Raw genomic sequence first — 21,153 nt, 5'->3', positions numbered from 1 at the left:
CTTCGCTTCGCTCGCAATGACGGGGAGGGATTTTCGCCGGTCCAACTGCCATCCCCGCGCGCAGCGTCGTTCCCTACAGCCCCGTCGACGCCTCGATCCTGAACTGCGCAAGCGCGCTCTGTGGGTCGGTTTGCAAGAGCTGCATCAATTGCATCAGCGGTGCCTTGGCGCGCGGGGACAGCTTGATGGAAAGCGTCTGGCCCGGCGTCTCGACGAAGCGGGCGATCGCGTCCACGGCCGCGTTCGCATCCGGATTGGCGGAAGCAACTTGCTCGCGTTTAGCCTTGATGCTCTCGACGAGCGCCTGGCGTGCGGTATCGCGGCTGACATTCTGCATGCGCGCGAACTGTGCCGCGACGAGATCGACGACGCCGCTGTCGCGCAATGAGAATTCGAGCGTGCCCGCCTCGATCCGGGCCGCCTGGCCCATGAGCTGGGCGGGATCGGCCGAAAACACCTCGCGTGGTACGTTGCCGAGCGCGATACGCAATTGCGCTCTTGCGATGCCTCCGATGTCGAGCGTCGCGGGCGTCAGAACGAAGCTGTTGGACTGTTCGGTCCAGGCAGCGCCGAGATCGAGGTCGACCGCGAGCTTGTCGATCCCGCTGGCAATCAATGGAAGCTGTTTTGGATCGGATGGATCGGCCGGCGTGACAAATTTGGCAACCACATGCGCCTTGCTCGGGATCGAGCCGACGAGCTGCCCCCAGTCCAGGCTCAGTGTGTCGATCATGACCAGCTCCTTGGTGGTCTTGAACGGCGCCGTCACGCCCTTGATCTCCGCGCCTGCGAGCACGCCGAACAGCCCGAGCATCTGATCCGGCGAGGGCGCCCGCCCGGGAGTGGTGAGGCTCGCTGCCCAGCGCATCAGGTTCGTGATGCTGAGCGATTTGAGTGCGAAGCGCTCCACCTTGATTTGCCCTTGCGGCGTCGGCGCATCCAGGCCTTCGAGCGCGAACCCGCCTTCTTGGTATCTGATGGCCCTGAGCCGGGGCGTCCCTTGCGGGGTCGTCATCGACATGGTGCCGATCTCGAGCTTGCCGACGCGAAGGCCTTCATAGAAACCGGCGAGCTTTTCCATCAGATTGCGCGATTGCGCCGGCGTCGGCGGGACCGTGCTGTCCGCCGGAAGCAGCGCCAGGATCTCGGCCGGCCGGAATTTCGATGGCTGCACCGCGATGTCGGTGATGGCGATCCCGTCGACCTGCATCCGGATGCCGAGCGTCGACGTCACGACATAAGTGCCGGTGGACATCTGCCCGTAGACACGATGATAGCTGTCGTCGTTCGCCTTCTGGGGATCGAGCGCGGCGGCGATCGCGGTCGAAGCGAAATCATTGATGATGATGTCGGACACCTCGCCAGTCAGCTTGTCCGCCTTGCCTGGCTGCGGCACGTTGATCGTGAAGCTGGCGCGCTCCGCCTTGATCGCGGCGATCTTGCCTTGGGCGAGCTTCTGGATCGCGAGACCCGAATAGGCGACCTCGCCACTACCTCCGGCGCTTCTGCCCGCATCGAAGGCGAATGCGAGGGTCGGCGCTATGACGGAAGAAGCCGTCACATTTGCGTACTGATCGAGCGCGAAGCGGTACATGTCGATCAGGGAGCCTGACGTCGGCGCGTTCTGAGCATGAATGGGACCGACGTAGTCCCGCATGGTCAACTGCGGGACCTTGTAGGAGACTTTCAGCTTGCCGGGGCCGACCTCGTCCAGCGCGACCTCGAAGCCGGAGATATCGATGCTGTCGGCCGCGAAGCGTGTCTCCTCGACCTGGCGAATGCCGACGCCCTTGATAGCGGCGATCTTGACATGAGCCTGCGGCTGGTTGGCAGGCTCAACCGCGATATCCTCGATCGTCAGCGTCCGGGTCACGAGATCGAACGCCACCTTGCCGTGGCTCGCCTTGCCGCCACTGGCGCGGATCTGCTCGAAGGCCGCCTCGATCTCGGCGGCGACGCGATGCTGAACGTAGAAGCTGAAGCCGAACCATCCGCCCGCGGCCATCACGGCCACGACGATCAGGCCGATCAGGATTCGCTTCATTCCCAGCTCCAGTTGCTCGCGTTGCAGGACGCAACCTGCCATATTCGCAAAGCAACGCGCGGTCCAGAGAAAGTGAGCGCTATCAGATATTTGACTGCGCGCCCTGTTGATGGGGCCGCAATCGGATGTTGCCACCGGGCCGCCCGGCGTGCTTCATCCCGTTTCCATGACCCGGAAATACCACCCGAAGGCGGGCCGGTCAGGACAACGTAGTTTGAGGCCGGTAACGCGAGGCAAGACACCGCATGTCGTCCTATTCTGATGATCTCCACCAGGCGGCGCTGGCCTATCATCGGCTGCCGCGCCCCGGAAAGCTCGAGATCCAGGCGAGCAAGCCGCTCGCCAACCAGCGCGATCTCGCGCTGGCCTATTCGCCCGGCGTCGCCGCCGCCTGCATGGAGATCGCCAAGAACCCGGCGGAAGCGGCGACGCTGACGATCCGCTCCAATCTGGTCGCCGTGGTTTCGAACGGCACCGCCGTGCTCGGCCTCGGCAATATCGGCCCGCTGGCCTCGAAGCCGGTGATGGAGGGCAAGGCGGTCCTGTTCAAGAAATTCGCCGGCATCGACGTGTTCGACATCGAGATCGCGGCCGACACCATCGAACGCGTGGTCGAGACCGTGGCCGCGCTCGAGCCGACCTTTGGTGGCATCAATCTCGAGGACATCCGCGGACCGGAATGCTTCGAGATCGAGGCGCAGCTCAAGGAGCGCATGAAGATCCCGGTCTTCCATGACGACCAGCATGGCACCGCGATCATCGTCGCCGCCGCGATCACCAACGGCCTGCGCCTGAACGGCAAGAACCTGTCGGACGTCAAGATCGTGGCATCGGGGGCAGGGGCCGCCGCGCTCGCGACACTGAACCTGCTGGTGTCGATGGGCGCTCAGCGCAAGAATATCTGGGTCTGCGACATCGACGGCCTTGTTCACGAAGGCCGCAACACCACGATGGACCGTTGGAAGGCGGTCTATGCGCAGAAGACCGACAAGCGCACGCTGGCCGACGTGATCGGCGGCGCCGACATCTTCATCGGCCTCTCCGCACCGGGCGTGCTTAAGCCCGAGATGGCCAAGGCGATGGGCGACAAGCCGCTCATCATGGCGCTCGCGAATCCGACGCCGGAGATCATGCCGGAGGAGGCGCGCAAGGTGCGTCCCGACGCCATGATCTGCACCGGCCGCTCCGATTATCCGAACCAGGTCAACAACGTCCTGTGCTTTCCCTTCATCTTCCGCGGCGCGCTCGATGTCGGCGCCAGCGCCATCAACGAGGAGATGAAGCACGCCGCCGTGGAGGCCATCGCGCAGCTCGCGCGCGAGGCGCCGTCCGATGCGGTCGCGCAAGGCTTCGATACCGGGGAGACGCAAGGGTTTGGCCCGGGCTCGCTGATTCCGAGTCCCTTTGATCCGAGGTTGATCCTGCGCATCGCGCCGGCGGTGGCGAAGGCCGCGATGGAATCGGGCGTCGCGACCCGGCCCATCACCAATTTCGACGAGTACACTGCGCTGCTCGAGCGCTTCGCGTTCCGCTCCGGCCTCGTCATGAAGCCGATGTTCGCGAAGGCCAAGACCCAGCCGGTGCGCGTGATCTACGCCGAAGGCGAGGATGAGCGCGTGCTGCGCGCGACCCAGGTGGTGCTGGAAGAAAAGCTGGCGACGCCGATCCTGGTCGGACGCCCGTCGGTGGTCGAGGCGCGCATCAAGCGCTTCGGCCTGTCGATCAAGGCCGGCAAGGACTTCGACCTCGTCAATCCCGAGGACGATCCGCGCTACCGCTCCTACGTGCAGTCTTATGTCGAGGTCGCCGGCCGCCGCGGCGTGACGCCGGATGCGGCGCGCACGGTGGTGCGCACCAACAACACCGTCATCGCGGCGCTCGCGGTGGTGCGCGGAGAGGCGGACGCCATGCTCTGCGGCGTCGAGGGCCGCTACATGAGCCATCTGCGCCATGTCCGCGAGATCGTCGGGTTTACGCCGGGGATCAGCGACTATGCGGCGCTGGCGCTGCTGATCACGAGCAAGGGCGCCTTCTTCATCGCCGATACCCAGGTGCGGCCCAATCCGAGCGCCGAAGAGCTCGCCGAGATCGCCTCGCTCGCGGCGGTCCACGTCCAACGCTTCAACATCAAGCCGAAGATCGCCTTCGTCTCGCATTCGGATTTCGGCAGCTACGACACGGAATCCTCGCGCAAAATGCGCCGGGCGACCCAGCTCCTGAAGGAGAAGCATCCGGAACTCGAGGCCGACGGCGAGATGCAGGGCGACACCGCGCTCTCGGCGGCTGCGCGCAAAATGGTGCTGCCGCACTCGAACCTCGAGGGCGAAGCCAACATCATGATCATGCCAAGCCTCGACACCGCCAACGTCGCCTACCAGATGATCAAGTCGCTGGCGGACGCGCTTCCTGTCGGCCCGATCCTGATCGGCCCGGCGCGCCCGGCCCACATCCTCACCCCGTCGGTGACGGCGCGAGGCATCCTCAACATGACCGCGGTGGCTGTGGTGGAAGCGCAGGAGCGCGCGTCGCGGCAGCAGCCGACGTTGTTTACGTAAGGGCGGGGCTCTAGCCGCGCGGCAGGTGCCGTGCCTTCTCCCCCCTGCGGGAGAAGGTGGCGCGAAGCGCCGGATGAGGGGTTCTCTGCGCGAGACGAAATCTCGAGAGTTGTCCGTGCCGATAGAAACCCCTCACCCGTCTCGCCGCTTCGCGGCGAGCCACCCTCTCCCGCAAGGGGAGAGGGGAAGAAGCTCTTGGCGCTAGTATTGAATTACTCGCATTCGTCCATTTCCCCGTTTGTAAACCGGCGCACGACTCTCCATAATCCCCCGATGCTTTCGCAAAAATCCGGTTTCAAAAAGCCTGAGCAAAGAGGCCGATCATGCCAGCGTTCGTGACTTTTGGGCGGATCCTGTTCGCCGTGCTGTTCATCTACACGGGTGCGGCAAGATTGTTTGCCATGCAGGCGACCGTTGATTTCATCGCCGCCAAGGTCGTGGTGCCCGACATGATTGCGCCTTACGCCAAGCAGATCGAGACGGCGACGGCCATGACCACGCCGCAGCTGCTGGCGATCGCGGTTGGCGTGCTCGAGATCATCGCGGGGGTGATGATCGCGCTGAATTTCGGCGCGCGCTTCTTCGCGATGTTGATGATCATCTATGTCGCGGTCGCGACCTTCCTGTTCTACGACTTCTGGAACCAGGTGCCCCCTGACAACGGCAAGATGCTGGTCGACGCGCTCAAGAACCTGTCCATCATCGGCGCGCTGTTCATGATCATGGGCTACGGCCGCGCTACGCGTCCGGCCGAGGCGGCCTACGGGGACGTGTGACGGTCAAACCACTACATCCTGCGCCACGGCGTGACAGTCACGTCATGCGAGGCGTCGAGCAGATACGGCGCGCCCGGCTTCATCCCGTGTGAGGCCAGCACTTCCTGAGGCGTGCGCCCCGGTACTTCGACAAAACAGCCTTCGCCGCCGGGCAGCCGCAGATGCGGCGCTTCCGACAGCCAGAACGTGTCGTAGCGATCCATGAACATGTCGAACACGACGGGGCCGCCGATGATTGCGACGGTGCCGGAAGCGACATCGGCGAACGCGCAGGCGTCCTCAAAGCTGGCGTGATCCGGATTCCACAAGGTCGCGTTCGGCATCTCGGGATCGACGGTCAGCGCCTCGATCTTGCGGGTCAGAATCAGGCGCTTGCGCTTGGGTGAATTCGGCTGCTGCTCGTGCGAGTGACGGCCGTGCACGATCAGTGCCGCGCGATCGAGCGCCTGCTCGAAGAACAGCTTGTCGCCTTCGAATTTCAGGCTGTCGGGCATGACATGGTCGGCGTCCGCGAGCATGCCGTCCGCGGAGACGATGACGTAGCCTTCGATCCGAAAGGACAATGGCGCGGCTATTCGGAGACCGTCGTCACGACGCTGTTGACCGGCCGGTTGCTCACCGTCGGCAGCTTGACGTCCTTGAGCAGCTCCTGGTCGTATTCCGGCAGCGTCGAGGCCGGGAACTTGGCGCGCATCGCCACCACCTTGTAACCGCCGGCCTTCAGGCGCTTGAGCAATTCAGGCAGCGCTTCCGCAGTGTGCTTCTGGAAGTCGTGCATCAGGATGATGCCCTTGCCCTTGCTGTCGAGCTTCTTCATGACGGTCTCGATCACCTTCTCGGGCTTCGAGGCCTTGAAGTCGAAGGAGTCGATGTCGCAGGAGAAGATCGCCGTGTTGCGGTTGCCGAGATAGGTGACCATCTCCGGCGGATGCTGGAGCGCCGGGAAGCGGAAGAAAGGCGAGGGCGAAATGCCGCCGAGCGCCCATTTCACCGCGGAAAGGCCCTTCTCGATCTCTTCCTTGCGCTGCGCTTCCGTGAGCTTCTTGTTGTTGAGGTTGGCGTGCGACCAGGTGTGGGTGCCCACGGTATGGCCGGCCGCGTAGACCTGCTTGAGGATCTCCGGCTCGTAGGTCGCGTGCTTGCCGATGGAGAAGAAGATGCCGGTGGTGCACTCGTCGGCGAGCGCCTTCAGCACGGCGGGCGTGTTCTTGGGCCAGGGGCCGTCGTCGAAGGTGAGCACCACCTCGTGGTCGCGCAGGAAATCGAGCTCCTTGAAATGCTCGAAGCCGAAGCCGGGACCACCCGTGGTGTCGATCTCGACGGTGCGGGCGACTCCGAGCGCGCCCGGCGTGTTGCAGGCGGCGCGGGCGGGCTGCGGCGCCTGTTTAGGCGGGGGAGGATTGACGAAGCCCGCCGGCGCGGCGGCTGCTGCAGGAGCGGGTGCGGGAGCTGCAGCGGGCGCAGCCGCAGCCGGTGTTGCCGCCGGTGCGGCCTGCGTCGCGGCAGCGGGCTTTGCAGCCGGGGCCTGCGACCATGCCGCGCCCGTCATCGCCAGAGACATCGCGCTTGCCAATATCAGTCCTGCCGCCACACGCATGGTGTTGTCCTCGAGATTGATCCCGTTGTTCCGCCGCGGCTTTTCGCCTCCGGCAAAACCATCCTGCCCCTAACGATCCTAGCCTAGATGGTGGGCCCTCGCCATTGCAACGGCTGTTTGGCGCGCTAGCCCAATTGTGCCCAACCGGGTTGGGAACGCGTGGCGTCAAGTGTCGGCCAGTGCCTTCGCGATCGCCGTCTTGACCCGCGTGTCGGCCGGCTCGACCGTAGATGCAAAGACATCGGCGATATAACCGTCCCGGCCGATCAGATATTTGTGGAAGTTCCAGCGAGGAACTTCTCGCGGGCGCGCCTCTGCCGCCCATTTGTAGAACGGATGCGCCTTCGCACCTACCACGACGGCCTTGGCCGCGATCGGGAAGGTAACGCCGTATTGGTGGTGGGCGGTTTCCGAGATCTCGCTGGTGCCGCCGGGCTCCTGTCCGCCGAAATCGTTGGAGGGTACGCCAATGACGGTGAGGCCGCGTTCGCGAAGCTCGCCCCAGATGTCTTGCAGGCCGGCATATTGCGGCGTGTAACCGCAGAGCGAAGCGGTGTTGACCACCAGCAGTGGCTTGCCGGTGAAGGCCGCAAGGCGGATGTCGTCGCCTGATAATGCCGGGAAAGAGAAGGCGTAGGCGGAGATTCGGCTCATGCCGCCATCAGCCAGTGCACGCGCCGCCGGCGCCAGCGTGCCTGCAAAGGCGGCGATGAGCATGGTCCTGCGGTTCATCATGACGGTGTCCCCCGAAATGATCAGGCGCGCATGTTACCCCGCCGCTGCGTGCGGCCTCGTCAACACCGCGTTATCTGCCGCGATGAAGCGCGCTAGTACAGGCGGACAATGAAATCGGTGCCTTCGCCAGTCTCGCCCTGGTTGATGCCCTGGTCGGAGACGATGATCGAGCCGCCTGACGTCAGCATTTCGTTGATCTTCGCGATCGTGTCGGCCGGGATCGAGACACGGTCAAGGGCCTCGGCCGGACTGTCCGGCGTGACCACAGGCTTTGCGGCGACGGGAATCACGGCCGCGCCACGCTGGCGGCCTGTCACACGGCCGTCGTCTTCGCGCGCGGCAGAGCGGACGGACACTGGCAAGGACACCACCGACCAATGCAGCGCATTGGAATCGGCCTTGTCGACCTCGGCGGTGAAGACATGCGTGCCGAGCGGCCGATCGCTCGCGGCGATCGTGACAGGCACGTCGAACAGTGGCGCAAAGTTCTGCCGCACGTAGAGCTTGGAATCCTTGCGGCTGATGAAGACCGCGATCTGGCCCGCCCGCTTGAGCGCTTCAGGTTTCGCCACGGGCGCCGGATCGGCAATACGGGTTTCGTCCTTCTTGACGTCGGGCGTGGCCGCCTGCGCTTGCGCTATGGCCGGCGCATCGGACGTCTTCGCGGGCTCGGACTTCACGGTTTCGGACTTTGCGGGTTCGGACTTCGGCGTCTCCGCGGCCTCGACAGGCTTCGCTTCAGTGTTCGCGGGCTGCACGGCGTCTCCGGGCTGGGGCTTGGCCGCGTCCGCCGTTTCTGCAGTCTTGGTCTCGGGCCTTGCCGTTGTCTCGGTCTGGTCGTCCGATGCCGCGGCCTCCTCGCGGGCCGGGGCATATCCGGTGGTCACATCCGACATCACGGTGTGGCCGACCGACGAGCGCAGCTCGAGCACGCCGTCCGCGCTGGCGGTCTTCGTTTCAACAGGCTTTGCTTCGGTGGCCGTGGTATTTGCCGCGCCTTTGTCGGCCTTGTCGCCGGCATTGGTCTGCGGCTCCAGGCTGGCCGCGGGTTGCGGCGGCACGCGTACCGAGGCAAGCAGCGGATGCGAGAAGTTCTGCGGCGACATCTGGCCGGGCGAAACGATCACGCGCGCGCCCATTCTGGTCCAGTTCCACATCTTCACCGCGAACGCCATCGGCATGCGGATGCAGCCGTGCGAGGCCGGATAGCCCGGCAGCACGCCGGCGTGCATGGCAACGCCCGACCACGTGATCCGCTGCATGTACGGCATCGGCGCGCCGCTATAGATGTTGGAGTGGTGAAATTTGTGCTTCTGGATGACGCTGAACACACCCATCGGCGTCGAATGGCCCTTCATGCCCGTCGACACCGGGGATTCCGCGAACACGCCGTTGGTGTCGTAGACCGTGACCTTCTGCCGATCGATCGAGACGACGATGACGAGAGGACCTTGCGGTTTCGTGCCGGCTTCCTTTTCGGCAACAAGGTCTTTCTTGCCGGCCGTAGCGCGCTTCTGCGGCTTCTGGCGCGGGACGTCGGGATGGCGCTCCTGGCGGCCATAGGACCCGTCGGAATAATCCGTCCAGTAATAAAACGCCGCGTCCGCTTGGCTCGCCGTGCCGATCGCACCCGCCGCCGTCAAAACGGCGACCTGCCAAAATCGCGCCGGTTTGGCAGAAAAACCAGACCCGTTCACGCTGTTCATCATCGAATCCATAATCCAAATCAGATGTTAGTCTCTCAGAGGGGATACGCGTTCACCAGCACGGCGGTTCTGCGATCAGCTAATTTTGTCCAAAGAGTAGCAAAAAAGCCTCACGGAGCGGTAAACGGCGGCCGTGTCAGCTTGCCGGTCGTCTTCCTGATCGGTCGCCCGATGCCTACATTGCTGGGACTTGTTACCGGAGAACTTCATGTCATCTCGTTTCCCCAGTCTTTCCAGCATCCGCTTGAAAGGCCTCGCTTTATTCCTCCTAGCGCTGACCGGGCCGGCAGCGTCCGCCTTCGCCGCGGACGAGCCGGATTTGATCTTCCGCCGCTCGACCGTGTTCAAATGGATGAGCCCGAACGACAAGCTTGCGACCTACGGCCTCGACGATCCTGAAGTCGAGGGCGTGGCCTGTCATTTCACGGTGCCGGAGAAGGGCGGCTTCAAGGGCTGGCTGGGCCTTGCCGAGGAGGTCTCGGACATTTCGCTCGCCTGCCGTCAGATCGGCCCGATCAAGTTCAAGAACAAGATGGAGCAGGGCGACGACATGTTCCGCCAGCGACGGTCGCTGTTCTTCAAGAAAATGCAGATCGTGCGCGGCTGTGACGCCAAGCGCAACGTGCTGGTCTACATGGTCTATTCGGACAGGCTGATCGAGGGTTCACCGAAGAACTCGACCTCGACAGTGCCGGTCATGCCGTGGGGCCCGGCGGACGCGAACGTCCAGAAGTGTGGAGAGTTCTTCACTCAGTGACGCGCTTGCGTTCACTCAGTGAGGGGTTTGCGTTCACAGTGACGCTCTTGCGTTCACTCGATGATGTCAGCGCGGCTGGCGCGCGGTTTTGCAAGATGCGAGCCGGTCAGCCGCACGAATGATTGCGGCGTGGCCTCAAAGCCACGGCTCGATTGCAGCGCCATTTCGCCGGGCGAATTGGCGCTGCTGCGAACAGGCCGTTGCTCCCGGCGGTCCGTTCGTTGGTCTGCATCGCGCGTCGTTGCGCGATCTTGCGCCGTCATGATGGCCGTTCCTCGCATGAACGCGCTCGGCGATACCCGGGCGTCCTCGGTCTCGATAGCTTGGGTCGCAGTCGAAGCGCCGCCGGTTCGACAGTACCCAGCCTTCGTTCGGCTTCTCTTCAGCAGAAAAACGTAAAACGCATGTGAAGGGAGTGAGGCGGGATCATGACGGCGCCAGCGTTCCGGCGCGCATCCGAACTCGCCCGGAACCTGCCAGGCCACATTGGGTAGGCGCACGACCCATCTGAAAAGATTGAGATTTTCCGTCGAATATGTCGTCGCCCCGAACGGGACGAAACAATTCTCACGGAGATGAAACCATTTTCCGGCTTTGGCGCATCACGCGCGAAACCGCCCATGGTTATCAACCTCACAACGACGACGGCGCACGCCGGCCACCGAATTCGGAAGAGAACTCCATGCGCACGCTCAGCCTCATCCTTGCTTTCGCTTTCGTGCTCGCCGGCTCCTCGTTCGCAGGCTCGCCGGACGGAAATGTCCCCGGTATCGGCACTTTCCAGTATAGCGGTTCGCCGATCATGACCCCGGCGCCCCAGCCGATCGTGGTTGCCGCGCGCTTCTGATCGCCAACAAGAAAAATCAGCCGATAAAGGCCATCATGCTTGCTCGTATCTGCGCCGCGGCGTTCATATCCCTTCTGACGATCAGTGCCGTTCAGGCGCAGGTGCGCTCTCCCTCCAGATTACCAGATCCCCGTACCGAGTTCGTGAGGCAATGCGCGCCGCGGATGCTCGGGCGGTGGGAGCATCCGGAAGAGGTTTGCGGCTGTCTGCACGATCATGCTGCCGCCGTCGTCGAGGATCGCGATCTCCGCGAGGCCCTGCTGCGCGGCATCAGCGAGACCGGGGTGCCGACGATCGAGACCGACTGGGTGCCGGCCGCAAAGCAGACCGAAATCGGCCCGACCTTCACCAAGATCGCCAAGCCGACCCTGCAATGCATGTTCGACCCGGCAAAGTAGCGCTCATCGCTTCGATTTCGGGCCAAACCGCGACACGCAGGTGCTGGTCCGTGCGACGCCCTTGTCGGTCATCTTGGCGCCGCGCACTTCCTTGACCTGTCCGGCGGGACAAGTTCCGTCGTCGACTTGCACGCGCTGGCCGAGCTTGAGATCGACGATGTCCTGCTCGCGCCCGACCGAGCCTGCGCGCGCCGTCGCGGCGAGCGCGATGAAGATCAGGAGCGAGAGGCAAGTCGCGCGGCGTAGCAGCATGGTGTGAGCTCCCGGCATGGATGCCGCAATGTAGGGAGCGGCTGCCGATTCTCATAGTGAACGTTCGTCATGCCCGCCGGGCCGGCTTGCGCCGCGCACGCAAGGCCGCTCGCGATTCCCGCGCGAGCCGCTCGGCGGATGCCACGAGATTCGGAATCGCGTGGCCGGAAAATCCCAGCACGAAACCGGGCAGTGGACGTGAGCGTGAATAAGTGTCGGCCAACAGCCAGCCTTCGGCGCCGGCGGCCTGCTTGGCGTCTGCCGCCACCAGCAGATCGACCGAGGGATCGAACCGGGCGACAAGGTGCAGACCCTGCGATGGGACCGGCACCGACAGCACGCCGTCGGATGCGGCTTCGAGCGTCCCAGCCAGCGCGTCGCGCGCCTCGCGGTAAAGCTTGCGGACGCGCTTCAGGTTCGCTGCGAAGGCGCCGGAATTGAGCATGTCGGCCACCGCGCCCTCCATCAGCGTGCCGGGAAAGCGGTCGAGGGCGGCCCGCGCGGCGGTGACATCCGCGATCAAGCGCTCGGGCAGGGCGCAATAGCCAATGCGCAGACCTGGAAACAACGTCTTGGCGAACGTGCCCATGTAGATCACACGCTGAAGGTGATCGATGCCGGCCAGCGACATCAGCGGAGCGCCGTCGTAGCGGAATTCGCTGTCGTAATCGTCTTCCAGCACGAAGGCGCCGGCTTGCCTGGCCCAGTCCAGCAGCTCGAGCCGCCGCGGCATCGACATCTGCACACCCAGCGGAAACTGGTGCGACGGCGTCACATAGGCTGCGCGCGCGGACGGCGCCGCTGCGCGGCCTCTGGCGACCCGCATGCCGTGCGCGTCGACGGGAACGGACACGGCGCGATAGCCGCAATGTGCGATGGTTCTGCGCGCAGCGGGGTAGCCTGGATCCTCGCACCAGACCTGGTCGTTGGGCTTCAGGATCGCGCTCAGCACGATGCGCAGCGCGTGCAGCGTGCCTGACGTCAGCATGATCTGATCGGGATCGCAGCGCAGGCCCCGCGCCGACAACAGATGATCGGCGATCGCCGCACGCAGCTCGCGGCTGCCACGGGGATCGCCATAGTGCAGATGCTCCGCGCCGAAGGCGCGCATGCGACGGCCGACAAAGGCGCGGAAACGCTGCACGGCGCGCGCGTCGATATGGGTGCAGCCGAGCGAAAACGCGCCTTGCCCCGGCGTTTCGACGCTGATCTTCGGCCGCTTCGGCTCGGCCGCGCGCGCGGGGATGCGCGCGGCGACGAACGTGCCGGAGCCGACGGTTGCGTCGGCAAAGCCGTCGGCGATCAGCCGCTCATAGGCGGTGACGACGGCATTGCGGCGAAAGCCGGTCTGTTTGGCCAGCGTGCGCGACGGCGGCAGCGGCTCGCCGGGTTTCACCAGACCGCCGACGATCATCTCGCACAGTGCCTGATACAGCCGGTGCGCCGACGAGGCGCCAGCCGTGATGTGCGGTCCCGCGAGGTCGAGCGGCAGCTCGGCCTTGGCCGGCGAGGGGACAGAATTGGTCGGAATTTTTCGCATGGAATTGGCACTATCGCAGACCAAATCCGCGGCTACAACTGCCCTGGAAGTGTTCCAATCCGACAGGAGCGGCCGTGAGCCAGACCGAGAACCAAAATTCCTATCCGACATCTGCGCGCAACCAGGTGAAGCGCCGTCACGATCGCGGCTTCTACGATTACGACACCGTTCATCGCATCCTGGATTCCTCGATGCTCTGCCACGTCTCCTACGCGATCGACGGCCAACCCTATTGCACGCCGACCTTTTTCTGGCGCGAAGGGACGAAGCTGTATTGGCACGGCTCGAGCGCCAGCCGCATGCTGCGCAACCAGACCCGGGGCGAGCGTGTGTGCCTGACGGTCGCCCATCTCGACAGCCTGGTGCTGGCGCGATGTGGGTTCAATCACTCGGCCGACTACCGCGCCGTGATGGCGTTCGGCACCGCCTATCTCGTCACCGATCCCGAGGAGAAAGAACGCGCGGTCATCGCGATGGTCGACCGCTTCTTCCCGGATCGCACTGCGAGCCTGCGGGCGAGCAACACACAGGAGATCAAGGCGACCTCCTTCATCGCGATGGAAATCGAGGAAGCCTCCGCGAAGATCCGCGCCAAGGGCGTCGCCGACGACGAGGAGGACTATGAATTGCCGATCTATGCCGAGCGCATCCCGGTGCGCACGGTGATTGGCGCGCCAGAACCTTGCCCGCGGCTGCTCGACGGCGTGAGCAGGCCGGCGACGCTGAATGGCTATTCGGAGGGCCGGCCGCTCGAAGATGCATTGCGGGATGCCTATTTTGCAGAGTACCCGAACGGCTGAAATCGGCTAGCTTGCGCTCCATCGATGATCTCAATGCCCGATTGGAGTTGCCTGATGAATGCCGAAACGCAGCAGAGGATTCTTGACGCCGTCGATGCCGGCTTCGAAGCCCAGCTCGCGACCACACGCGATTTCGTCGCGATCCCCTCGACCCGCGGTGCGGAGGGGCCATGCCAGGACATGATCGGCGACCTCCTGCGCGCGCGCGGCTACGAGGTCGACGACTGGCACATCAATGTCGACGACCTCAAGGATCTGCGCGGCTTCGGGCCCATCGAGCATGATTTTTCGAAGGCGCGCACTGTGGTCGGCACGTACCGGCCCAAAACCGAGGCGGGCAAATCGCTGATCCTCCAGGGCCACTGCGACGTCGTGCCGGCCGGGCCGCTGGAACTGTGGGACACCCCGCCGTTCTCGCCCGTCATCAAGGACGGCAAGATGTTCGGTCGCGGTGCCTGCGACATGAAGTCGGGCACCATCGCAGCGCTCTCCGCGCTCGATGCGATCAAGGCCGCGGGCCTCAGGCCGACGGCGCGGATTCACTTCCAGTCCGTGATCGAGGAGGAGAGCACCGGCGTCGGCGCGCTCTCGACGCTTCAACGGGGCTATCGTGCGGATGCTTGCTTCATTCCTGAGCCGACCGGCGGCAAGATGGTGCGCTCGCAGGTTGGCGTGATCTGGTTCCGCCTGCGCGTGAAGGGCCATCCGACCCATGTCGCCTTCGCCGGCTCCGGCGCGAACGCAATCATGGCGGCCTATCATTTGATCCAGGCGCTGCAAAAACTCGAGATCGAGTGGAACGAGCGCGCGAAAGCCGATCGTCACTTCAAGACGCTGAACCATCCCATCAACTTCAACCCCGGCATCATCAAGGGCGGCGACTGGGCCTCCAGCGTGCCGGCCTGGTGCGACGTCGATTGCCGGATTGCCGTGTTGCCGGGCTGGTCGATCGCCGATCACCAGAAGGAGATCATGGCCTGCGTTGCTGCTGCCGCGCGCAACCACCGCTTCCTCGCCAACAATCCGCCGGAGGTCGAATGGTCGGGCTTTTTGTCGGAAGGCTATGAGCTGACCGAGGCCGCCGCGCCTGAGGCGGCGTTCGGCAAGGCCTTCAGCACCGTTTATGGCGGCCAGATCGAAGACCTCGTCTTCACCGCGCTCACCGACACCCGCTTCTACGGCCTCAATCACGGTATCCCGAGCCTGTGTTTCGGCGCGAGTGGCGGCGAGATGCACGGCTTCAATGAGTATGTCGATCTGGACTCGCTGAAGAAGACGACCAAGGCGATGGCGCTGTTCATTGCGGATTGGTGCGGGGTCGAGAAGGGGTAGCGACAGGCTCGGCTCTCTCGGCCGTCATTGCGAGCGCAGCGAAGCAATCCAGTATCCCCCGCCGGGGCAGTCTGGATTGCTTCGTCGCTACGCTCCTCGCAATGACGAAACAAATATCCTGCCGGTCCGCTGCCCAATCCACCGGCGTTCCAAAATCCTTTAAGCTTAAAATAAAGACTAGGATGCCGCCCGCGCCGGTGGCAGACTAACGCCCGGTCCGCAGGACGAGTCCGAGGAAGCAACGATGCGCGATTGGGATGACGCTTACGCCAATTCGGCCCATATCCCGGGCTCGGACAAGATACCGGCGCTGTGGGCGGAGCGGGCGGCGGCTTATCGGGCCGGGCTGAAGGAGTTTCGCGCCGACATCGCCTATGGCTCCGGCGAGCGCCAGCGCCTCGACCTCGTCTTGCCCGACGGCGACAGCAAGGGCCTCGTTGTGTTCGTCCACGGCGGCTACTGGATGCGCTTCGACAAATCGACATGGACTGATCTCGCCGAAGGCGCGCGCCATCATGGCTGGGCGGTGGCAATGCCAAGCTACACGCTGACGCCGGCCGCGCGCATCTCCGACATTACGGCGGAAATCACCGCAGCGATCGCCAAGGCGGCCGCGCTGGTCGCGGGGCCGATCCGGCTCGCCGGCCATTCCGCGGGCGGTCATCTCGTCACGCGCATGCTGTGCGATGATAGCCGGCTCGATCCCGCCGTCTTCAACCGCATCGCTGGGACGCTGTCCATCAGCGGCCTGCATGATCTGCGTCCGCTGCTCAAGACCAGGATGAACGACACCCTGCGCATGACGATGGAGGAGGCGACGCTGGAAAGCGCCGCGCTGCATCTACCGCGCGGGCCTTCGCCCGTGACCGCCTGGGTCGGCGGCAACGAGCGGCCCGAATTCATCCGCCAGTCCGATCTGATGGCCAATGTCTGGACTGGATTCGACGTGCCGACGCGTCTTGTCGTCGATCCCGGACTGAACCATTTCACCGTGATCGACGCTCTCAAGGATCCGTCGTCGCCAATTACCGCGCGCCTGATCGGCCTCGACTGACCAGGCCTCAAAGATCGATCGAAAGGGCCTGCCATGACGTCCAGCCAATACGATCCCGCAAGCGAAGGCGCCGAGACCGATTTCGCACGGCGCATGTCCTATGGCAGCTATCTGGCGCTGGACGCGATCCTCGGCGCGCAGCATCCGCTGTCGGAAGCGCATGACGAGATGCTGTTCATCATCCAGCATCAGACCACCGAACTGTGGATGCGGCTCGCCATCCACGAGCTCAGCGCCGCACGCCGTTCGATCGCGAAGGATGAGGTGCAGCCTGCGATGAAGATGCTGGCACGGATGTCGCGTATCTTCGAGCAGCTCAACGGCGCCTGGGACGTGCTGCGCACCATGACGCCCAGCGAGTATACGCGCTTCCGCTCGCAGCTTGGCCAGTCCTCAGGCTTCCAGTCGCGGCAATACCGGTTGATCGAATTCCTGCTCGGCAACCGCAACCACGCCATGCTCAAGCCGCACGCGCACGATCTGGGAACCACGCAGCTGCTCGAAGCCGAGCTCGCGACGCCGAGCCTCTATGACGAGGTGCTGCGGCTCGCCGACCGCAACGGGCTCAAGATGCCCGCGGCGGTGCTGGCGCGCGATGTTCGCGAGACCCATAGCTTCAACGAAGGTGTGCTGCAGGCCTGGCGTATCGTCTACGAAGCGCCGGAAACGCACTGGATGCTCTACGAGCTGGCCGAAAAGCTGGTTGATTTCGAGGATTATTTCCGGCGCTGGCGCTTCAACCATGTGACGACGGTCGAGCGCGTCATCGGCTTCAAGCGCGGCACCGGCGGCACCGGCGGCGTGAGCTACCTCAAGCGCATGCTGGAGGTCGAGCTGTTTCCCGAGCTCTGGCGCGTGCGCACGATCCTGTAGAGATTTTCATGACCAAGCTTCGCGTTTACGACGACACCAAAGCGCTGTTCCATATGCCCGACGGTGTGATCTATCTCGACGGCAATTCGCTCGGGGCGTTGCCGCTTGGCGTTGCCGAGCGCGTCAGCCGCGTCATCATCGCCGAGTGGGGCGATGAGTTGATCCGCGCGTGGAATACGGCGGGCTGGTATGCCCAGCCGCGCCATGTCGGCGACCGCATCGCGCGACTGATCGGTGCGGAAGCCGGCTCTGTCATGGTCGGAGATACGCTGTCGCTCAAGGTCTATCAGGCGCTCGCCGCCGCGCTGGACATGAACGCATCGCGCAAAATCGTTCTGTCGGACACCGGCAACTTTCCGACCGACCTCTACATGGCTGAAGGCCTGATCGCGACGCTTGGACGTGGCTATCAATTGCGCCTGGTGGCGCCGGAGGAGATCGAGTCTTCGTTGTCGGAGGAGATCGCGGTGCTCTATATCACCGAGGTCGATTACCGCACCGGACGACGCCACGATATGGCGAAGCTGACTGCGAGAGCGCATGCGCTCGGCATCGTCACGGTGTGGGACCTCGCGCATTCGGCCGGGGCGCTGCCGGTTGACCTTGCAGGCACCGGCGCTGATTTCGCCGCCGGATGCACCTACAAATACATCAACGCCGGCCCCGGCGCGCCGGCCTTCCTCTACGTCGCGCCGCGCCACGCCGACAGCGTGCGCGCCGCTTTGTCGGGGTGGATGGGACACGCAAAGCCGTTCGCGTTCGAGCTTGCCTATGCGGCCGCCGGCGGTGTCGAGCGCATGCGCGTCGGAACACCGCCGGTGCTGGCAATGGCGGCGCTGGAGGCCTCGCTCGACATTTGGGACCGCGTCGATATCGCGGAGGTCCGGGCGCGTTCGTTGGCGCTCGGCGATCTCCTGATTGCAGAGGTCGAGCGCCGCTGTCCGTCCTTGAAGCTTGTTACGCCGCGCACCCATGAGCGGCGCGGCTCTCAGGTCTCCTTCGCTTTCGACGGCGGCTACGCCGCGATGCAGGCCCTCATCGCCAGTGGCGTCATCGGCGATTTCCGCGCGCCTGACATCATGAGGTTTGGCATCACACCGCTCTATATCGGCGAGAGCGAGATCCTGCGGGCAGCCGAGTTCATCGAGGAGGTGATCGCGGGCGAGATTTGGCGGCGGCCGGAGTATCAGGTGGTGAATGCGGTGACGTGAGATACGACGGCTGTCTCCCGTCATTGCGAGCGCGGCGAAGCAATCCAGAAATGTATCAGCGGAAAGATTCTCGAATTGCTTCGCTGCGCTCGCACTGATGACCTCGGACGTCATTGCTTTGTCGCGCAGAGCAATTCACCCTGTGAGCAGAATGATTTGGGAGGAGATCCGATGACGCCGCTCGAAAAACTTAAAGCGATGAAGATGCCGTTTGCCGAACTCAAGGGCGTCGAGTTCGTCGAGGCCGGGAAAGATCGCGTGGTGGCGCGGATGACGGTCAGGCCCGATCTCTGCACGCTTCATCACACCATTCACGGCGGCGCGGTGATGGCGCTGGCCGATTCCGTCGGCGCGGCGGCCACCGTGATCAATCTGCCGGAGGACGCAAAGGGCACGACCACGCTCGAGAGCAAGACCAATTTCATCGGCGGGGCCAAGGAGGGAACCACGGTGGTCGCGACCGCCACCCCAATCCACAGAGGCCGGCGCACCCAGGTTTGGACCACCCGGCTGGAGACCGAGGACGGCAAGCTGGTCGCGGTGGTGACGCAGACCCAACTGGTCCTCGTATGAATACGGGGGCTTGATTTTATTAACGAATTAGTCGCCTCCAATGCCCGAAACTTGGGCAGGTTCCCGTCTTGAAAAGTTTGTTGCGATGCACAATATTGGAGGCCTAGGGATTCGAACGCCTCCTCGAGGGACACCAAGAGGAGTTTTGACTTGTCACTCGCAGCAGATTTTGGACTTGAAGTAACCAGCCGCCCGAAGTCCGTTCAGGGCTACGTGCGCACCTTGAGCCAGCAGGAAGAATTGCCGCTTTTGCGCGATCATCTGCTGAGGCTCGATGCCGAAAGCCGGCACGATCGCTTCAACGGTTTTCTCGACGACAGTTTTATCGAGCGTTACGCAGCCCGCTGTGCCGAGGACGGCACCGTGATCGTCGCCTATATCGTGGATGGCGTGGTCCGCGGGGCGGCCGAGCTGCATCCGCCCGAGGGCGATTCGTTGCCCGAGGTCGCCTTCAGCGTCGAAGCCTCGGCGCGGCGCCAGAACGTCGGCACTGTGCTGTTCAGCCGCCTGATCGCGGAAGCGCGCTGGAAAGGCTACAAGCGCCTGCGCATTACCACCGGCGCCGAGAATCACGCGATGCGCGCGCTCGCCAGGAAGTTTGGGGCGCATCTGCAATTCCGTCACGGCGAATCGACCGGTACGATCGATCTCGCCAAGGCGCCTGAGGACGAGCTCGCTGATCTTGCGGCCTCGCCATTCACAGCCGGCCGCGCTCTGATCAGCTTCAACTCGACCTGCTGGAAGATCATTTCCAGCATCTACGGTAATCGCGCCGCCTGACCTGAAAAAGCCGACTGGAATCAAAAAAGCGGACCGGCAAAACCGGTCCGCTTTTGTATTGGATATAAGGGAACTAAGCGCTCAGGTGCCGGTGCGCTTGTCGTTGCCGAAGCGGCGCACGACACGGCGTTCGACCACCACCGAGCGCTGCGCGCCCTGTTCGCCGGCGATCACGCGCGTCGAGGTGATGCGGCTGTTGGTGCGAACCTGTTTCTTGACCTCGGCCTGGACGACATCGAGCGGCATACCCATCAGGGCTGCGGCGATCTCGGCCTGCTGCTCCTGATCATCGGTGATGCCGACGGCAGCGAAGATCGCCTCGTCCAGGGTCGGCGGATCGTGGCGCACGCGCCGCGTGCCATATTTGGTATTCCAGTCTGCGTTCATAACGGCCTCGTTTCGATGCCGGGATACCTAGTGCCGTCTATGTTGCATTGCAATATGAAATCGGTGCGGCATCTCAGCTATGCACCGGTTGGGTGTCAGGGTGGTGACGCGACACCGGCAACATCCGCAACCCGCTGCTGTGGCCAGCGTTTCAGCGCCGCGTGGCCCGCTTCCGTCAGCCCGTAGATTCCCCGCTCGGTGCGTTCGAACCAGCCATACACATTGTTAAGCATGATCTTGCCGGCATCGGGACAGCGTTGGCGCAATTCGCTCACCTTCCGCGGGCCTGCTGCAAGCTCCGAGGCGCAGGCCAACGCCTGCTGCCGATAGGCCGTCATGATCGGCGCGCGCGTGCTGCCGCCCAGCACCGGATCGCCTTGGCGGCGCTGATGCTCTGCGACCAAGCGGGAACGGACCTTCGGCTCGCGGCGTGGCGCTGCCGTCGGCGGTTTCACCAGCACCTCGACCTGGCCCCTGTCGGTCACCCCGAGCATGCCGAAGCCGAGGCGGCGACAGAGATTGCGGTAGCGTGCGTCGGTCTCGCGTCCCTTGCCGCGCACTGACATCTTTGCGGTAATCCAGACCTCGTCGCCGGCCGGTGCACGATCAACGGCCTGAAGGATCAGCTCGAGATTGAAGGTCAGCTTGAGCTCGCCAATCACCACCACCGGCGGATCGCCGGCGCTAAGGCCCACGAGATCGCAGCCGCCGATTTCGCCCTTGACCGTGAAGCCGAGCTCTTCGAGGAAGCGTTTTACGGGCAAATAGAGCGTGGTTTCCAAAGGAAGCTTCCGAGTGTCACGTCCGATCGGAGAATCAGTCTCGGCACTTTAGCCCGGAACGGACTTAGGGCTCTGAGCCATTTGACGGGGAACAGACGACATGGGCGGGGGCATCGCACTCGCCGGCAAGCAGAGCATCCGTTTCAGAGGCAAT

The 21,153-nt window shown here is 64.0% G+C and carries 22 protein-coding genes; 12 read left to right on the top strand and 10 right to left on the bottom strand.

Features of this window, described 5'->3' with window-relative positions:
* Positions 1 to 73: 73 nt before the first annotated feature.
* Positions 74 to 2,044, bottom strand: coding sequence for a hypothetical protein (locus BRA1253DRAFT_RS05300; protein WP_007591887.1), 1,971 nt, complete (start codon positions 2,042 to 2,044; stop codon positions 74 to 76).
* A gap of 245 nt (positions 2,045 to 2,289) precedes the next feature.
* Between BRA1253DRAFT_RS05300 and BRA1253DRAFT_RS05295 the strand changes: the two genes are divergently transcribed.
* Both BRA1253DRAFT_RS05295 and BRA1253DRAFT_RS05290 read left to right on the top strand, forming a co-directional pair.
* Positions 2,290 to 4,599, top strand: a complete 2,310-nt coding sequence (locus BRA1253DRAFT_RS05295; protein WP_007591886.1) for an NADP-dependent malic enzyme — start codon at positions 2,290 to 2,292, stop codon at positions 4,597 to 4,599.
* Between the two features lie 323 nt (positions 4,600 to 4,922).
* Positions 4,923 to 5,375 carry a DoxX family protein gene (locus BRA1253DRAFT_RS05290; RefSeq protein WP_007591884.1) on the top strand — a complete coding sequence of 151 codons (453 nt, stop codon included), beginning with the start codon at positions 4,923 to 4,925 and terminating at the stop codon, positions 5,373 to 5,375.
* A gap of 11 nt (positions 5,376 to 5,386) precedes the next feature.
* On the opposite strand, the gene BRA1253DRAFT_RS05285 is transcribed toward BRA1253DRAFT_RS05290, so the two are convergent.
* The 4 genes from BRA1253DRAFT_RS05285 to BRA1253DRAFT_RS05270 all read right to left on the bottom strand — a co-directional run bounded on the left by BRA1253DRAFT_RS05285 (position 5,387) and on the right by BRA1253DRAFT_RS05270 (position 9,413).
* On the bottom strand, positions 5,387 to 5,938 hold the full coding sequence (locus tag BRA1253DRAFT_RS05285; RefSeq protein WP_007591882.1) for a hypothetical protein: 552 nt from the start codon (positions 5,936 to 5,938) through the stop codon (positions 5,387 to 5,389).
* Between the two features lie 8 nt (positions 5,939 to 5,946).
* Positions 5,947 to 6,972 carry a polysaccharide deacetylase family protein gene (locus BRA1253DRAFT_RS05280; protein WP_007591880.1) on the bottom strand — a complete coding sequence of 342 codons (1,026 nt, stop codon included), beginning with the start codon at positions 6,970 to 6,972 and terminating at the stop codon, positions 5,947 to 5,949.
* Positions 6,973 to 7,137: 165 nt separating this feature from the next.
* On the bottom strand, positions 7,138 to 7,707 hold the full coding sequence (locus BRA1253DRAFT_RS05275; protein WP_007591877.1) for a glutathione peroxidase: 570 nt from the start codon (positions 7,705 to 7,707) through the stop codon (positions 7,138 to 7,140).
* A gap of 92 nt (positions 7,708 to 7,799) precedes the next feature.
* A complete protein-coding gene (locus tag BRA1253DRAFT_RS05270) occupies positions 7,800 to 9,413 on the bottom strand; it encodes a L,D-transpeptidase (RefSeq protein WP_007591875.1) in 1,614 nt (537 codons plus the stop codon).
* Between the two features lie 208 nt (positions 9,414 to 9,621).
* Here BRA1253DRAFT_RS05270 and BRA1253DRAFT_RS05265 point away from each other — a divergent pair, with 208 nt between their 5' ends.
* Entirely contained in the window at positions 9,622 to 10,170 is a 549-nt protein-coding gene (locus BRA1253DRAFT_RS05265; RefSeq protein ID WP_007591873.1) for a CreA family protein, read from the top strand.
* 53 nt (positions 10,171 to 10,223) lie between these two features.
* On the opposite strand, the gene BRA1253DRAFT_RS05260 is transcribed toward BRA1253DRAFT_RS05265, so the two are convergent.
* Positions 10,224 to 10,433 (bottom strand): hypothetical protein, encoded by a 210-nt coding sequence (locus BRA1253DRAFT_RS05260; RefSeq protein ID WP_007591871.1) that lies wholly within the window; start codon positions 10,431 to 10,433, stop codon positions 10,224 to 10,226.
* A gap of 419 nt (positions 10,434 to 10,852) precedes the next feature.
* On the opposite strand from BRA1253DRAFT_RS05260, the gene BRA1253DRAFT_RS44315 reads away from it, so the two are divergent.
* Complete coding sequence (locus BRA1253DRAFT_RS44315) at positions 10,853 to 11,017, top strand: hypothetical protein (protein ID WP_007591870.1); 165 nt, start codon at positions 10,853 to 10,855, stop codon at positions 11,015 to 11,017.
* A 35-nt stretch (positions 11,018 to 11,052) separates the two neighbouring features.
* The gene (locus BRA1253DRAFT_RS05255; RefSeq protein WP_007591868.1) at positions 11,053 to 11,415 is read left to right on the top strand and encodes a hypothetical protein; all 363 of its coding nucleotides are present in this window, start codon (positions 11,053 to 11,055) and stop codon (positions 11,413 to 11,415) included.
* Positions 11,416 to 11,418: 3 nt separating this feature from the next.
* On the opposite strand, the gene BRA1253DRAFT_RS05250 is transcribed toward BRA1253DRAFT_RS05255, so the two are convergent.
* Both BRA1253DRAFT_RS05250 and BRA1253DRAFT_RS05245 read right to left on the bottom strand, forming a co-directional pair.
* Entirely contained in the window at positions 11,419 to 11,667 is a 249-nt protein-coding gene (locus BRA1253DRAFT_RS05250; RefSeq protein WP_007591866.1) for a DUF6719 family protein, read from the bottom strand.
* A gap of 67 nt (positions 11,668 to 11,734) precedes the next feature.
* Positions 11,735 to 13,207: a PLP-dependent aminotransferase family protein gene (locus BRA1253DRAFT_RS05245; RefSeq protein ID WP_007591864.1), complete on the bottom strand. Its 1,473-nt coding sequence runs from the start codon at positions 13,205 to 13,207 to the stop codon at positions 11,735 to 11,737.
* A 74-nt stretch (positions 13,208 to 13,281) separates the two neighbouring features.
* Here BRA1253DRAFT_RS05245 and BRA1253DRAFT_RS05240 point away from each other — a divergent pair, with 74 nt between their 5' ends.
* The 7 genes from BRA1253DRAFT_RS05240 to BRA1253DRAFT_RS05210 all read left to right on the top strand — a co-directional run bounded on the left by BRA1253DRAFT_RS05240 (position 13,282) and on the right by BRA1253DRAFT_RS05210 (position 19,830).
* Entirely contained in the window at positions 13,282 to 14,007 is a 726-nt protein-coding gene (locus tag BRA1253DRAFT_RS05240) for a pyridoxamine 5'-phosphate oxidase family protein (RefSeq protein WP_007591862.1), read from the top strand.
* Positions 14,008 to 14,061: 54 nt separating this feature from the next.
* Complete coding sequence (locus BRA1253DRAFT_RS05235) at positions 14,062 to 15,339, top strand: ArgE/DapE family deacylase (RefSeq protein ID WP_007591861.1); 1,278 nt, start codon at positions 14,062 to 14,064, stop codon at positions 15,337 to 15,339.
* Positions 15,340 to 15,583: 244 nt separating this feature from the next.
* Positions 15,584 to 16,393, top strand: a complete 810-nt coding sequence (locus tag BRA1253DRAFT_RS05230; RefSeq protein ID WP_007591860.1) for an alpha/beta hydrolase — start codon at positions 15,584 to 15,586, stop codon at positions 16,391 to 16,393.
* A gap of 33 nt (positions 16,394 to 16,426) precedes the next feature.
* Complete coding sequence (kynA, locus tag BRA1253DRAFT_RS05225; RefSeq protein WP_007591854.1) at positions 16,427 to 17,266, top strand: tryptophan 2,3-dioxygenase; 840 nt, start codon at positions 16,427 to 16,429, stop codon at positions 17,264 to 17,266.
* A gap of 8 nt (positions 17,267 to 17,274) precedes the next feature.
* On the top strand, positions 17,275 to 18,477 hold the full coding sequence (gene kynU / locus BRA1253DRAFT_RS05220) for a kynureninase (RefSeq protein WP_007591847.1): 1,203 nt from the start codon (positions 17,275 to 17,277) through the stop codon (positions 18,475 to 18,477).
* Positions 18,478 to 18,648: 171 nt separating this feature from the next.
* Positions 18,649 to 19,050: a PaaI family thioesterase gene (locus BRA1253DRAFT_RS05215; RefSeq protein ID WP_007591846.1), complete on the top strand. Its 402-nt coding sequence runs from the start codon at positions 18,649 to 18,651 to the stop codon at positions 19,048 to 19,050.
* 150 nt (positions 19,051 to 19,200) lie between these two features.
* Positions 19,201 to 19,830, top strand: coding sequence for a GNAT family N-acetyltransferase (locus tag BRA1253DRAFT_RS05210; RefSeq protein WP_007591845.1), 630 nt, complete (start codon positions 19,201 to 19,203; stop codon positions 19,828 to 19,830).
* A gap of 81 nt (positions 19,831 to 19,911) precedes the next feature.
* Here BRA1253DRAFT_RS05210 and BRA1253DRAFT_RS05205 read toward each other — a convergent pair whose 3' ends face one another.
* Both BRA1253DRAFT_RS05205 and BRA1253DRAFT_RS05200 read right to left on the bottom strand, forming a co-directional pair.
* Positions 19,912 to 20,217 carry a hypothetical protein gene (locus tag BRA1253DRAFT_RS05205; protein ID WP_007591844.1) on the bottom strand — a complete coding sequence of 102 codons (306 nt, stop codon included), beginning with the start codon at positions 20,215 to 20,217 and terminating at the stop codon, positions 19,912 to 19,914.
* 95 nt (positions 20,218 to 20,312) lie between these two features.
* Positions 20,313 to 20,999, bottom strand: a complete 687-nt coding sequence (locus BRA1253DRAFT_RS05200) for a DUF2161 domain-containing phosphodiesterase (protein WP_007591842.1) — start codon at positions 20,997 to 20,999, stop codon at positions 20,313 to 20,315.
* Between the last annotated feature and the right edge of the window lie 154 nt (positions 21,000 to 21,153).

The organism is Bradyrhizobium sp. WSM1253 (assembly GCF_000244935.1).
Lineage (GTDB): Bacteria > Pseudomonadota > Alphaproteobacteria > Rhizobiales > Xanthobacteraceae > Bradyrhizobium > Bradyrhizobium canariense.
The sequence above is the reverse complement of the archived record's forward strand: the minus strand, read 5'-3'. Positions and strand labels throughout refer to the sequence as shown.